Source organism: Vibrio sp. Isolate30 (assembly GCF_022397975.1).
Taxonomy (GTDB): domain Bacteria; phylum Pseudomonadota; class Gammaproteobacteria; order Enterobacterales; family Vibrionaceae; genus Vibrio; species Vibrio fortis.
The window spans coordinates 16,789-31,051 of record NZ_JAKEUS010000002.1; the positions used below are offsets into that span (position 1 = coordinate 16,789).

Here is a 14,263-nt window from a genome sequence, read left to right on the forward strand (position 1 = left end):
TTGTGCGTAGGTAGTAGCAAAATTCCATAGAATGTAGATCGTATTGAGTATTGCTCACCAAAGAGTGAGTTTGGATGCTCTTTGACCATAAATAGAGGTACATAAACACATGGCATTTTCTAGCTCGAAAATGCCCCAAAGTTCGTTAGAACAAATGCTCTGCACAGTTTATTAAGTTTAAATGTTGTTTGAGTATTGAAAGTGGCATGTCTTATTGAGTGCTTGGTCTCGCTTTATCGATGGTTGATTTTTTAAAATTTTGTTTATTAATGATTTTATTGTTTCCCCATCTTGGAACTTCAAACATTAGGCATATCGCCCTGTGGATTCATGGGGCATTTATGTCAAAACCACCTTAGCACATCCAAAGAGTAATTCTGTAGTAGGCAGTAAAAGAGACACTTTTATTCAAAAAGCTAATTTAGGTAGAAAAGAAAGGTTCTATTTAATCTGGCAGTGTCAAGCTAAAAACTTGAAGGCTGCCAGATTAGATTCGTGTTGATAAAATTGATTGTTACTTATTTACCTCTAAACCCGTCAACTATCGAATCGAAAACTGCCTGATATGTTTCTGTGCCAATTAAGTCAGGTCGTGTTTTCGATAATAACGATAATGTGATTTTTGCATTTTCATAGTCTTTTAGTGCTACATTAGACATCGCTAGTACGTACATTGCGCTTTCATCCTCAGCGACTGTTTTATCCATTTCAAAAGCTATATATATCGATTTTCTCGCTTCTTCGTACCTATCTAAATTGAAGTATGATTTTCCTAGCAAAGAAAATGCTAACGATGTTTGTTGTAAGTTAATCGAATTTTCAAGGTGCAATATTGCGTCGGGATAATCTTCCAAAATAAAATATATAGAGCCTAAATTGATATATACAGAATAATTCACATTACCAACTTCAACCACCTCATTTAAAATGCTCATAGCCTTAGTTAACAGGTCAACTTCAACTTCCCTATTTTCTACATATTGAGACTGAGTCATATACAGTTGAGATAAATCATTAAGATATTCTGGATTCATCTTGGATGCATTTCTAAACGCAGTCTCCGCTTTGGCGAAATCCCGGCTCGCAAGATAAATATAGCCCAACTGCCTATCGTAATATCCGTCGTGTGCGCTGCAGTTGTTTCTGAGCTCTTTCCACTCAATCAAATAGTCAGTCGGGTTGTTTTCTAAGTCACTTAAACTAACTTCTTCCCAAAATGAAGCACAACTACTATTGGCAGTCTCTCCGGATCCAGCCATCCCATCGAAGGAAAACAATGAAAATATAAAAACTCCAGTTACTAATGAATTTGATAATAAATGACTTCCCACTGCCACGCTTCCCAATAATTATTTATCGTCTTCTGTATCCAATCTACATTAGGTTTCAGAATCGTTGTATTGTTGTACCATTTTTCAGGTGATGTATATAGTTGGTTGATACTTTGATAGTTCGGCGATAGCTCGAAGTTGACCTTTGTTCTTGTACCAACACCAAGCGTCGTACCCAACTCAATAGCCCACGTATATCCAACTTTGTCAAAGTGAAGCCAGCGCTAGCTTGAGCGCCAATGCTCCCATGAGCATCGATTCCACTTCGACTCTGAACTTTCGTAGACACGTGTCAGAAGGTAATATAGTTTGATCGAGTCCAATAAAGTCTGTTATGCATCCTTGAAAGTGTAACATCTGTATTAATAGTTAATATCTACGGTTGTTAGGGTGAACTGAACTAAAGCATAGCTCTTATAGAGGTATTGCTTTCTATGCTGATTGGAATCTAACAGAGGCGATGTTGCCAAACTCATTTCTGCCCCAAAGTTTGTTAACGCTTTTACTCAGTAGCAGACGCGCCACTGAAGTCACCGTACATTTCCTCATGGCTGACTACGAAGAAGCAATGCTCACTTAATCCTAAATTCTTACAAAAAGTGAGTTTCTCAGCGGAAATTAATCAATGTATTTTTAGCGTCGCTGCTTAGGCTGCAATGTTAGTTCTGGCTTTTACTTGGTGAGAAACGCTTCCGTATCCATACTTCTTGAGCGGAAAATAATGCAAAGCAGAACACAAAAGCGGGCCATACTTGAAAAACGATGGATGTCGTTGTGGCATAGAATAGAAATGTATCAATATTAATTAGATAGTCATGTTCTTTCTGCTCAATACTCTCTGACCGATAGAATTGCTCTATCTCCACAATTGCTTTTTCGTTTAAGAAGGATGCTATAAAAGCTCGCCTTATCAGGTACCAAACCACCAGAAAAAATACAGCACTTGGAGCAATAAAATTTTTTCCATGCTCTCTACCAAAGTCATATGGCCATGCATCAACAATCACATCATAATCAACAACATTGAGTAATAGAACGAAAAACAAAGCAGCTAACATGTAACTAACTAGCCAGTATAGTGCACTAAGAGCCTTTGTATGTGAATTCTCCTGAGGAAAATCTCTCTCAATTTTTAACCTACTAAAATTGAAGTAGTATGTAAGTAACTTAATTCTCGTTAGCATTTGATTATTCGCTATTTATTTCCTATTCATTTAAATATCCTTTTAGGTGGAATTGGTTTGATACCCTTCTGAGTACCAATCCCACTACAAAACTCTGTTTATTCTCCAAACCTTTATAGTTTCGAACTGAGTCATCCTACTTTTCTGTTACTGGTCTAATCCTATCTACCTGAATTTACGCAAAAAAAAGACTATCATCAACATGTTGTATTAATTTTGTGCGGGCGTTAGGGATAAATATAGGGCAGACCTCTTATTAACCCAATCGCGAATCATTCGTACTAGTAAAATTGTACTGTGGAAAAGCAATCGTAATAACGCGCAACGGGCAAAGGCTTTCACGATCGGCATCTCGCATATAGGTGCCGTTCGTTATTTTGGGACACGAGAAGTTATCCGTGAATGGTTAATTTAGCAAAGTCACTGACTCAGAAATGTCCAAAAGTGTGTTTCATATATGCTCACTATGCTGTGACCACCAAGCGATTCTGTCGTACCTTAATTATTAAGTTCTACTCATAGCGAATTGTAGCTGTTCTTAGTGTTGTGTAACTTTCTTACATTTAACTTTAGTGTTTTCGTTGAAACTTATAGAAAAGACATCTTATGGTTTTAAATTTGGACGTGTTATGGTTTTGGTTTTTATGTAAATTATTGAAATTTAATTGATTGGTTGGACGCCTTATGGTTTCAGCGACAAAAAAAGCCGCTCTTCATGAGCGGCTTTTTGCTTTCTGCTTGCAAAATTCCCCTCTAATGTTATCCATCCCTTTGGTTAGAAATTGTTTTCTCTTGCTCTGTAGGCTTGGTATTCCTTTATACCTTGAGTAAGATGACCTGAACCCCCTTAGTTTTTATGGAATTATGACTGAGTTATTTGAGCAAAAAAATTTGCAGCCTTTGTACATTCAAGTCGCGGGAGAGTTAAAACGCGAGATTGATAAAGGCACTTATCCTGCGGGCAGTAAGCTACCGTCTGAAAATCAGCTGGTGGATCTGTTGAAAGTCAGCCGTGTTACGGTGCGTAAAGCGTTGCAGCAGCTCAATGATGGCGGTTATATCTTTTCAGAGAAAGGCAAAGGCAGTTTTGTTAAATCCAATAAGCTGCGTCATGACTTTTTATCTATGTCTGGTTTGGCGCAAGAGGCGGCAGGTGCGGGTCTAGAAGCGACCAATATTGTCGATGCCTTTGAAGTGCAACCTGCGGATGAGCTTGTCGCTAAAAAACTCAATATCATTGTTGGGGAGCCTGTTAATTTCGCTCGTCGTTTGAGATTAGTGAATGACCAAGTCGTCTCATTTGAAGAGTTCTACATCCCCCGAGTGCTACTTCCCAACCTAACAAAAGACGATCTCAAGGGATCAAAGTTCGAATATTTGAGTCGTCACGGTATTGAGATGGTCAAGACGCAACAAAAGCTGTTACCGGCACTGCCTGACGTGACGGTTCAGCAATTTTTAGACGTTGGAGAGCTTGATCCCATCTTGATCAACCAGTCTCAGAACTTCTATGAAGAACAGAAAATATACGAGTACTCAACGGTTTATTATAAGTCTAGTCTGTATGACTTTGAGATAACCGCACGAGTTTAGAGAATGTCGAATAGCCCACGTTTGTGGGCTATTTTTTTATCTATAGGTTTTGAATGTAAGCAATCTTATGCATTTCAGGTAAACAACAAGTGTGACGAATAACAAAAAACGACAACGAAAAATACAACCTGTATCTAACCTGTATTAGTATAAATACAAGTTAGATACAGGTTGTTATTTCTTTGCACTCTTTGGAGACGAAATTTATGGCGCGAGATGCGAAAGTTGTAGCGAATAGAGTTATGGCCTTACTGGGAGGTGAGGGCAATATCGCACAACTGAATCACTGTGCAACACGACTGCGTGTTGTGGCCAAGGATGATGAACAAGTCGAAGCTGAAGGACTCAGCGCAACAGAGGGAGTACATGGGTACTTCTTCCAAAACGGTCAGCACCAAGTGATCTTGGGGACCGGTTTTGTGGGTAAGGTTTTTGCCATCATGAAAGGCAACGACGCCATTGAAGAGGCTTCACAAGCTGAAGAGAAAAAAGATAAAGTGAGTACCTTCCAAACGGTAACGCGTACTTTCTCTGACATATTTGTCGCCATTATTCCTGCCTTGGTTGCGACTGGTTTATTGATGGGTCTGCGTGGGTTGTTGGTCAACGGTTTCGGTATTGAGCTCTCTCCGCAGCTCAATACGCTGTCTCAAGTTTTAACTGATACTGCCTTCATCTTTATTCCAGTCTTAGTGACATGGTCCGCGATGCGCGTGTTTGGTGGTAATCCAGTGCTCGGTATTGTTTTGGGCTTGATGTTGGTAGCTCCACAATTGGCAAGCAAATGGGATGTCGCTTTCGGTAACGCAGAAGCGATGATGATTCCGTTTATGGGCTTTGAGATTGCTGTAACTGGTTTACAGAGTTCCATTCTTCCAGCGGTGTTCATGGGGTGGTTTGCAGCCTTAGTTGAGCGTACATCGCGTAAACACATCCCTGAAGTTCTGGATTTGATTCTGACACCATTTATTACATTGCTGGTCTCTTTGATTGCTGGTTTGGTATTCGTTGGTCCAATTCTACTCGGCATTGAAAAACTCATTACCGAGGCTGTGCTTTACTTCTTACAAATCCCATACGGCATTGGTGGCTTGATTTATGGCGGCGCAATTCAATTCATGGCTGTAACGGGTATGCACCACACCATCGTGCCGATCACGATCGCGATGGTGACAGACACAGGCTTTGACTACATCAACCCATTGGGTACTGCTGCAATCGCAGGCCAGTTTGGTGCTGCAATGGCGGTTATGTCGATGCAGACAGACAAAGTGAAGCGTACCGGTATGTTTGGTGCAGCGTTGCCAGCTTTGTTTGGTATCACTGAACCAGCGATGTTCGCGATTACTCTGCCTCGCGTAAAACCTTTCTTGTATGGCTGTATTGGCGGTGCATTAGGTGGCTGTTTGGGGGCGATTGCGGGTATTGGCTCTGCGGGTACGGGTGCAACTATGTTACCGGGTGTTCTGCTTTATCTTGGCGGCGGTCTAGGAATGTATGTGCTGGTTATGTTGGTAGGTGCTGCTTCGGCTTTTGCTTTAACAAAGCTGCTTTACAAAGAGCCTAAATAATTTTTCACCACCTATTTTTGAGTGAATATCTTTTTCTTGGAGTTGTTATGGATTTTTCTAATCGTCAAAATCGCTTTGTCCGAATTCACGAGGTGAGCGAGGAGTATTTGGCGGATATTGAACACAAAACACAAACAGACCCTTTTTACCCGAGCTACCACATTGCACCAAAGCACGGCTTGTTGAATGACCCGAATGGTTTGAGTTACTTCAATGGTGAGCACCACATTTTCTATCAGTGGTTCCCGCTTGGTCCTGTGCACGGTTTGAAGCACTGGTACCACGTATCGACCAAAGATTTCGTGAACTTTACTGACCGCGGTATCGCGATGTATCCAGACCAAGACTACGACCATCATGGTTGTTATACCGGTGTTGGTGTACCACACGATGACCAGCTGTACATTTTCTACACGGCGAACTTGAAAAAGGAGAATGACCAACGTCATCCGACTCAAGTTCTCGCGATTATGGACAAACAAGGTACCGTGGAAAAGAAAGGCGTAGTCGTGGATTTCGATCCAAATGCCTACACTACCGAGATCCGTGACCCAGTGCTGGTTTGTCGTGACAACGATTATCACATGTTGATTGGCGCTCAAGATCACAATGAAAAGGGCACGCTGGCTTATTACCACGGTAAAGACATTGATGATTACCACCACATGGGTGACATCGATGTGGGTCTCGAAGATTTTGGCTATATGTGGGAGTGTCCGAACTACTACGAAACCGATGACAACGGGGTTTATATCTTCTCTCCTCAAGGCGTGAGTTCAGACAATAAGTACGACCTTAAGAACGTCTTCTCTGTGGTTTACATGGTTGGTGAGCGCATTGACTTTGAATCAAAAGTCTTCAACAACCAAGGCTACCGTGAGCTAGATAAAGGCTTCGATTTCTACGCGCCACAAACTTATCTGGATGACCAGCAACGTCGCCTCCTTATTGGCTGGCTAGGCAACTCAAAAAGTGACTACCCAACCGATAAGAATGGCTGGGCACACATGCTGACTCTGCCACGTGAGTTGACCATCGATGGCGACTATCTGATCCAGAAGCCATTGAAAGAGCTTGAAGCACTACGCCAAAGTTCAATTGATGTCGAAGACTCTGAGCCTCTAGAGCTAACGTCACGAGCATTCGAGTTGACGTTGAATGTAGATGAGTCTTTCGCTCTGACTCTGACTAACCAGAAAGGTGAGCAGATGGTGTTCCGAGGTGATCGCGATGAGCTGATTCTGGACCGCTCTCATGTTTCACATCTACACGCGGAAGCATACGGCACAGTTCGTTACGCACAGCGCCTAGAGCAAGTACAAACCATTCGCGTCTTTGTCGATAACTCAGCGATTGAAATTTTTGCTGACAACGGCAAGACAGTGTTTACCTCTCGCATCTTCATTGATGAGTTGTCTTTGGTCAAGCTCGATAATGCGACTGGCACATTGCATTACATGTCTGCGATACAGGCTACTCGCTAGCCACCAATAAATTATTCCAAAACAAAAAAACAAGGCCCTCGTCGGGGAGGGCCTCTTATTGCCAAAATATAGGGTTTAGCATGAAAAATACACTAAAAATGTCGCTCGCTGCGGCTTCAGTAATGGCTGCAATGACAGCGAACGCTGGTATCAGCATTGTTGATACTGATGAAGGTAACTTCTCTGTTGGCGGTAACGTTGAGTTGAACTTCAACTACCAAGACCGAGAATCACACGATAATAATGACAGCGAATTCAACCAAGACGGCCGCGTTCTAATCGAATTTGCTGGCGAAAAGTACACGAGTAATGGCCACTATGTAGGTGTTAAAGCACAGCCTCTGTTTGAGAGTACAGGCAATATTGCACTGGATGATGCGTACTTTGAATTTGGTAAAAAAGACGGTTGGGCAATTAAAGCGGGTCGCTTTGAAGCTTACGACATGTTCCCAGTTGGTCTTGATGTATTCCTAGAGTACTCAGGTGACACAGCGAACGACCTGTATTCAGACGGTTCAGCTTACACATACCAAGCGAAAGAGGCGCGTGGTCGCGGATCAGACGGCCAAATCATGTACAGCCAAACTTTTGGCAACTTGTATGTTGAAGTCGGCGCAATGTTAGGTGACCGTTCTAACTTGTTCGATGGCGGCATTGAAGGTAAATACCACGGTGAGCAAATTGACACAGTTAAAGATTCATTTCTAGTTCGCCCAGTTGTGGCTTACCAAATGGGTGATTTCAAGGTAGCCGCTTCGGTAGAAACAAACCTCGTTTCAGACGCGATTGTGGCGAACGGTGTTGATATCTCAGATCGTACAGGTTACGGCTTAACGGGAAACTGGACTAGCGGTGATTGGAGTGTAAATGCGAACGTAGCTTATATGGATGCTGTAGACGAAAATAACCTAACAGCTGGTGTTAATGCACTCTGGAATAACTTTGGTTTAGGCTACATTCACGCTATCAATGAGTATGAAAACAAAGAGTTTTCTTCTTGGGCTGAAGGCGACGTAAATGTATCAACATGGTATGCATCATACGCATTCCGTGATGTACTTGAAGTACAAGATTTTTCGATTCTTCTAGGTACATACTACACAACCGTCGATAACAAGTTGGATCAGCAATCGGACGCATCTGCGTTTGCTGAAGAAGACGATTTAGGTGCTCGTGTACGTCTGTTCTACGAATTCTAATTTAAACGTCGTTACGAGAGGCAAAGTGATATGAACAAGGTTTGGGTAACTGGAGATGCTGTTGTGGATTTGATTCCAGATGGCGAGACTCGTTATTTAAAATGCCCAGGTGGCGCTCCAGCAAATGTTGCTGTGGCCATCTCTCGATTGGGCGGTGATACTGCTTTCTTTGGTCGAGTTGGGCAAGATCCGCTAGGGCGTTTTATGAAGCAAACCCTAACAGATGAGAAGGTGAATATCGATGACATGCTTCTGGATGAGGCTCAGCGAACGTCTACAGTGATAGTCGACTTAGATGATGATGGAGAACGCAGCTTTACCTTTATGGTTAAGCCAAGCGCCGACCAATTTTTCAGTATCGAAGACATCCCAACATTTGCATCTGGGCAATGGATGCACAGCTGTTCTATCGCATTGGCTAACGAACCATCACGCAGCGCAACGCTTGAAGCGATGAAGAGAATGAAATCAGCAGGCGGCTTTATCAGTTTTGACCCTAATCTAAGGGAAGAGGTATGGGCAGACCCATCTCAGATCCAAGAGGTGGTGATGAGTGCGGTGAATCTGGCAGATGTAGTGAAGTTTTCTGAAGAGGAGCTGACGTTCCTGACAGACACTGACACCCTCGATACGGCTTTGGACGCATTAAATGCAGCGCCTAACAAGCTGATCATCGTGACGCTAGGCGCACGCGGCGCATTGGCGGTTTACGATGGTGAACGTCGAGTGATTGAGGGCACTAAGGTTGAGCAAGTTATTGATACAACAGGTGCTGGTGATGCATTCGTTGGTGGCTTGCTAGCCAAGCTATCTCAAAATGCTGACTGGCGCTCTTGGACTCAGGTCGAAGCTGCGGTGCACTGGGGTAATGGTTGTGGCGCACTTGCGACCACGCAAAAAGGCGCAATGACAGCACTGCCTTCTTTGCAACAATTAACGGATCTAGCGGGCTAGCGATATAGGTTAGCCATGTAAGTGTCTATCCCATAACAAAGCCGCTCACAGAGAGCGGCTTATTTGTTCTATGAGTCACAGTATTGCTTTATTCGTAAATACTGTACGAGAAGTACTTACTCGCAATTTTTGCATGTTGACCGTTGTCGATCAGTCTTTGAATGCCATCGTTAATCAGCAGTTTTAAATCATCATCTTGTTTACGAACCGCGACACCGATGCCACGACCAAACCATTTCTCTTCAGTGAACTTGGGCCCGGTAAAGTGATAGTTTTTACCCTGTTCTGTTTCTAAGAATCCAGTATTTAAACCCATAGAGCCACCAAATACTGTATCAAGGCGTCCATTCAATAAGTCAGTAAAGGCTTCATCAAAGTTACCGTAGCGGCGGATATCGACGTTAGGGTAGATTGCTGAAAGGTACTTATCTCCGATAGTTGCGCGTTGCACTCCAATCGTAAGTTCGTTTAAGCTGCCGTCTTCCATGTTGATTTCACGACCGTTTTCCATCACGAAGCGAGTTGGTACTTTAGCGTATGGGATGGTGAAGTTAACTTTCTTTTCGCGCTCTTCTGTGATGGTCATTGCAGCGATAATCGCGTCGTTTTTGCGACTAAGCAGAGAAGGGATAATGCCATCCCAATCGGTTTTAGATATTACGCATTTTACCTGCAGCTCATCACACAGTGCGTTGGCCAGGTCGACTTCAAAGCCCTCTAACTTACCTTCTTTAGTTGTCCAACTAAAAGGCGGGTAAGCGCCCTCTACAGTAAATCGTATTTGCTTCCACTCTTTTGCGTAAGTGAACGCAGAAAACAAACTAACCAACGCAACTAATATCCACTTCATTTCATTATGTCCTTATATTAGAGATGGATATGCATCATTAACGATCTATTAACAACTATCAATGCAAATGCATATCCTTGTGAACTAAGGCATAAATTTTAATCAATGGCTCTCTTCTATCTTTGCGATTTGGTCGAGTGTATCGATGGTTAAAAAGATCAATTTGCAGGCAGAACTACGGCTGAATTGTCACTTTCGGTTTGCTCGTCATTGCTATCGGCTTGTTGTGCTAGCCAGTCTAATGCTTGAGTTAGATAGAGCTTATTGGCCTCGGCATCACACCATGTTTTGGACAGCCCACGGCGGTTAAACTCTGCGCCAATTGCAGCAAGTGTTTGGTTGCTTGGTCGGCCATAGTAAAGGGTGTCACATAACTGCATATTCGACATGGATTGCGCGTAGACGTTGACCGAAGAAGTGTTAGCACTTAAGGCTTTGGATTGATTGTGCGTACAGCCAGTTAGGCTTATGAGCAATATAAGAGCGCCGATAGTTTTCATATGGGTTGCATTTCGAGACGTTGAAGGTGGCCCGATGTGAACACACTTGAGCCACGGTTATGTCAACGTTTATACAAACTCAACCGAATCGGGATCTAAATTCCAGTTTGTCATTGGTGGCCGTTTTCAGTTGGCTCAAACCATTAATCCATTCGATTGTTTTTCCAGTAACTGTTGTGCAGTTAAGGCGGGTAATGGTTTATAGAAGTAGTAACCCTGAATCTCGTGGCAGCCCAGTTGAGCGATGGTTTTGAATTGAGATAGGGTTTCAACGCCCTCGGCGACGATATTTAGGTTGAGCTGGTCCGCAATCAACTTAGTGCCTTTGATTATCGCTTGGTTCTTCTTGTTATCAATCGCATCTGAGACAAAAGAGCGGTCAATTTTCACTGTGTCTATCGGGTAGAGATTAATGCAACTCAACGAAGAGTAACCCGTTCCGAAATCATCCAGTGCGATACTCACCCCATACTCTTTGAAGCCTGTCAGTACTTCTAGCGCAACATCTTCGTTATCGATCAGTGCGTTTTCAGTGATCTCCAATTGAATGTTACGAGGATTGATCTTGTGAGTCTCCATGATGTGGATGTATTTGGCAAAAACGGCATTGCTGCGAAGTTGAATGGCAGAGAGGTTAATGGAGAGCCGAACATCGGAAAGTCCTTGAGATTGCCAAGTATGGTATTGCGCGCAAGCATTCTCGAAAACCCATTCGTCAATTTGACCAATTAAACCCAGTTCTTCCGCTAAAGGGATAAAGTTGTTCGGAGGGACAATGCCAAGCTCTCGGTTTTGAATTCTCACTAATACCTCAAAGCCAATGATTTTCCCCGTTTGGACTGAGACTTGCGGTTGATAATGGAGGACAAAACTGTGTGTGGCGATGGCTTCACGTAGAATCACTTCATGGGTATTTCTATTTATGCTCTTCTGTTCAATCTGTTTGTTGTAGAAAGCATAGCCGTTCCTGCCTTGTGACTTCGCTTGATACATAGCACTGTCACCTCGTTTAAGTAATGTTTCCGCATCGAGCCCATCATTTGGGAAGATACTGATCCCCAAACTCAGTGTCACAAATATGGGTTTGTCACACACTATGATTTCAGTTTTGAAGCTCGCAAAGATCCGCTGTGCAATATCGATAACTTCCTGCTCAGTGTGAATATCAGGGAGGATGATAACGAACTCATCGCCACCTAATCTCGCCAATACATCTCTGGAGCGCAGCGATTGGTTGAGACGCTCAGATAGCTTGACTAAGAGTTGGTCACCAGCCGCGTGTCCCATCGAATCATTGATGTATTTAAAGTGATCCAGATCGATGAACATAATGGCGAACTTTTTGTTATCCCGAGAAGAGAAGCGAATGGTTTCATCTAGCTTGTCTTGGAATAGAGTTCGATTAGGCAGGCCTGTTAATACATCTGAATAGGCGAGGTTCTTGATTTTTTCTTCTTGCAGGCGTTTTTCAGTGATGTCTTCAAACACACCGCGATACCCACTGAAAGCGCCGTTCTTGGTGATCGGTTTTGCTGATACGAGTAAGCAGACGATGCGCCCATCTTGATGTTTGAACCAGCATTCAACGTCAACCAGATTTTGTTGTCCTTGCATCGCTTTTAAGTAGCTGTTGCTGTCTTGAATGTTGAACTGGTTAATGGGCTTTCCGATAAGATCTGTAGGGTGATATCCAATGATTTCACTGGAAGAGTGAGAACAGTAGGTGAAGCGATCATCGATATTGGTCTCCCAAAGCCAGTTTGACGTACTGTGGGCAATGTCGCTGAACCTCTCTTCCGCTTTCTTTAGATCTTGAATCAGCATTTCATTTTTAAGAGCAGAGCTAATAATGGCGCGCAGGTTTTCAAAGGCGGTGCCTTTACGATTGCTCAGATTCACGGTCATAAAGCCGATGGGCTTGTTGGCAAACGAAAGTGGAAATACCATTAAGGAGTAGCGCTGTTGGTAGGCTTCAACGCTACTCGGGATCAGGTGGTTGGCATTGAATACCTGTTTGTCTGAAACCATCGGTTGTTTATTGCGAACCGAGATTATGTTGGTTGCCGTCAGAGTGTCGGCATGGACATCATTGAAAATGGAGATATACATTTCAGAGAGCTTGAGAATATCAATGGCGTATTTTTTGATTGTCCCAAGGTCGAAAGAGGCGTTCAGGTTATTCACGATAGCGCGAAAGTAATTGAGGTAATACTCGGTTTCAAAGCTCTGAAATTTAATCGCGGTTTGTTCAATTCTATTTTTAAGTGTGGTGAGCTCGGCAATAAACGTTGTTAACTTTGCCGGATTAGAACTTAGCTCAAGATAACGCAGTGCATTGATCTGAAATTTTGATGCGACTTCAAGCCAGAACAGGACGTCGTCAGACTCCAACGAGTCGTCTAAGTTCTGTTTTAAAAGCATCAATAAGTCAGCATAGTCGTTGCTTTCTAGTGCCTGATGAAAAGACGCCAAAGCGCATTCCACTAGCTCATTGCTGATTGCGCCCTTATGTTGAGCAATGACATGAACAATGTGGTTATGAGTATCATCGAAGATTGCTTGCTTTCCTGTATCCCAGAGTCCGTTATTGGGTGTTTGATGGCGACTAAACTCTTGCGTATTACAACCGCATGATTCACGAATAACCAATGACGTTGGAATTTTCACTTCATCTAACGGAGGCTGCCCTTCAATTTGCGCAATGACTTCTATGGCAGCAGCTCGACCTAACTCGAAAAGAGGCTCTCGAATACTTGTCAGTGGTGGTTCCGAGAATGCGCCCTCTAGTGTGTCCATCGAGCCCACAACCGCTAGGTCTTGAGGAACCTTAATACCTAACTCTTGGCAGGCTTCAACGACTCCCAAAGCTTGATTGTCGTTAATGGTAATTACGGCGTCGATAGGCTTGTTTTTGTCAGACAAAAATCGTTCAAGTTCTTGCTTGGCGGAACGTTTTTTCAGATCGGAATAGAGCACGAGATCTGGGTCGAAAGGAATATCGTATTTTTCTAGTTGTTCTCTGTAGATGTGCATTCTTTTTTCTGAAGAAGCGTGATATTCAGGGCCACGAATCAACAGAATATTACGAAAATGATGAACGTTGACAAAGTGGTCAAAGAGCTCAGAAAATCCGGTTTCATAATCGGTTGAGATACTGGTATATGGACTGATTTTACTGCCAATGTTAACGATCGGAACATCAGAGAATTGCTCAATGAATTCAGCGCTTTCTTTCTCATTAACAAAGCGCATATGGGAACTGAATGGACTAATAACTCCCGAAATAAGCTTCATGTTGACTAGGTCGAATACTTTATCTCTTGCCAGTGTTAAATGGTCTGTGGACTTTATTACACCGCCACAAAAGCCGATGATGTTGTAATTATGCTGCTCTGCTACATGGGCGGCACCTCGCATGATGCCTTCGTGATAATGGGACGTCATAGAACCCACCAACACGGCTATGGTTGGACGTCCATTTTGTAAGCTCATTATAGAGTTGGGTAGAGAGTCGCTCATAATACTAACGGCCTTGTTATTGGTTTTATTTGTATTATTTATTTGTGTGGGAAAAACGCAAATTCTCAATTATGGGAG

At 43.0% G+C, this 14,263-nt stretch carries 10 protein-coding genes; 5 read left to right on the top strand and 5 right to left on the bottom strand.

Going from position 1 to position 14,263, the window contains the following annotated elements; translation table 11 throughout:
• Positions 1-518: 518 nt before the first annotated feature.
• Both L1D60_RS07325 and L1D60_RS07330 read right to left on the bottom strand, forming a co-directional pair.
• Positions 519-1,331: a tetratricopeptide repeat protein gene (locus tag L1D60_RS07325; protein WP_239840495.1), complete on the bottom strand. Its 813-nt coding sequence runs from the start codon at positions 1,329-1,331 to the stop codon at positions 519-521.
• 659 nt (positions 1,332-1,990) lie between these two features.
• Entirely contained in the window at positions 1,991-2,389 is a 399-nt protein-coding gene (locus L1D60_RS07330; RefSeq protein ID WP_239840496.1) for a hypothetical protein, read from the bottom strand.
• A 990-nt stretch (positions 2,390-3,379) separates the two neighbouring features.
• Between L1D60_RS07330 and L1D60_RS07335 the strand changes: the two genes are divergently transcribed.
• The 5 genes from L1D60_RS07335 (at position 3,380) to L1D60_RS07355 (ending at position 9,316) form a co-directional block, all read left to right on the top strand.
• Positions 3,380-4,108, top strand: coding sequence for a GntR family transcriptional regulator (locus tag L1D60_RS07335; protein WP_239840497.1), 729 nt, complete (start codon positions 3,380-3,382; stop codon positions 4,106-4,108).
• A 206-nt stretch (positions 4,109-4,314) separates the two neighbouring features.
• Entirely contained in the window at positions 4,315-5,679 is a 1,365-nt protein-coding gene (locus L1D60_RS07340; protein ID WP_345772863.1) for a PTS transporter subunit EIIC, read from the top strand.
• A 47-nt stretch (positions 5,680-5,726) separates the two neighbouring features.
• Entirely contained in the window at positions 5,727-7,163 is a 1,437-nt protein-coding gene (locus L1D60_RS07345) for a sucrose-6-phosphate hydrolase (RefSeq protein WP_239840499.1), read from the top strand.
• Positions 7,164-7,243: 80 nt separating this feature from the next.
• Complete coding sequence (locus tag L1D60_RS07350) at positions 7,244-8,362, top strand: carbohydrate porin (RefSeq protein ID WP_239840500.1); 1,119 nt, start codon at positions 7,244-7,246, stop codon at positions 8,360-8,362.
• Positions 8,363-8,392: 30 nt separating this feature from the next.
• Complete coding sequence (locus L1D60_RS07355; protein WP_239840501.1) at positions 8,393-9,316, top strand: aminoimidazole riboside kinase; 924 nt, start codon at positions 8,393-8,395, stop codon at positions 9,314-9,316.
• 88 nt (positions 9,317-9,404) lie between these two features.
• Here L1D60_RS07355 and L1D60_RS07360 read toward each other — a convergent pair whose 3' ends face one another.
• From L1D60_RS07360 to L1D60_RS07370, 3 genes are all read right to left on the bottom strand, one after another.
• Positions 9,405-10,166 carry a transporter substrate-binding domain-containing protein gene (locus tag L1D60_RS07360; protein WP_239840502.1) on the bottom strand — a complete coding sequence of 254 codons (762 nt, stop codon included), beginning with the start codon at positions 10,164-10,166 and terminating at the stop codon, positions 9,405-9,407.
• A gap of 158 nt (positions 10,167-10,324) precedes the next feature.
• Complete coding sequence (locus L1D60_RS07365) at positions 10,325-10,666, bottom strand: hypothetical protein (RefSeq protein ID WP_239840503.1); 342 nt, start codon at positions 10,664-10,666, stop codon at positions 10,325-10,327.
• 135 nt (positions 10,667-10,801) lie between these two features.
• Positions 10,802-14,185 carry an EAL domain-containing protein gene (locus L1D60_RS07370; RefSeq protein WP_345772864.1) on the bottom strand — a complete coding sequence of 1,128 codons (3,384 nt, stop codon included), beginning with the start codon at positions 14,183-14,185 and terminating at the stop codon, positions 10,802-10,804.
• Positions 14,186-14,263: the final 78 nt, after the last annotated feature.

Excerpts from the sequence above, each read along its gene's own strand:
- L1D60_RS07330 (WP_239840496.1), bottom strand. The coding sequence starts at position 2,389 with ATGTTAGCTGCTTTGTTTTTCGTTCTATTACTCAATGTTGTTGATTAT.
- L1D60_RS07335 (WP_239840497.1), top strand. The coding sequence starts at position 3,380 with ATGACTGAGTTATTTGAGCAAAAAAATTTGCAGCCTTTGTACATTCAA.
- L1D60_RS07340 (WP_345772863.1), top strand. The coding sequence starts at position 4,315 with ATGGCGCGAGATGCGAAAGTTGTAGCGAATAGAGTTATGGCCTTACTG.
- L1D60_RS07345 (WP_239840499.1), top strand. The coding sequence starts at position 5,727 with ATGGATTTTTCTAATCGTCAAAATCGCTTTGTCCGAATTCACGAGGTG.
- L1D60_RS07350 (WP_239840500.1), top strand. The coding sequence starts at position 7,244 with ATGAAAAATACACTAAAAATGTCGCTCGCTGCGGCTTCAGTAATGGCT.
- L1D60_RS07355 (WP_239840501.1), top strand. The coding sequence starts at position 8,393 with ATGAACAAGGTTTGGGTAACTGGAGATGCTGTTGTGGATTTGATTCCA.
- L1D60_RS07360 (WP_239840502.1), bottom strand. The coding sequence starts at position 10,166 with ATGAAGTGGATATTAGTTGCGTTGGTTAGTTTGTTTTCTGCGTTCACT.
- L1D60_RS07365 (WP_239840503.1), bottom strand. The coding sequence starts at position 10,666 with ATGAAAACTATCGGCGCTCTTATATTGCTCATAAGCCTAACTGGCTGT.
- L1D60_RS07370 (WP_345772864.1), bottom strand. The coding sequence starts at position 14,185 with ATGAGCGACTCTCTACCCAACTCTATAATGAGCTTACAAAATGGACGT.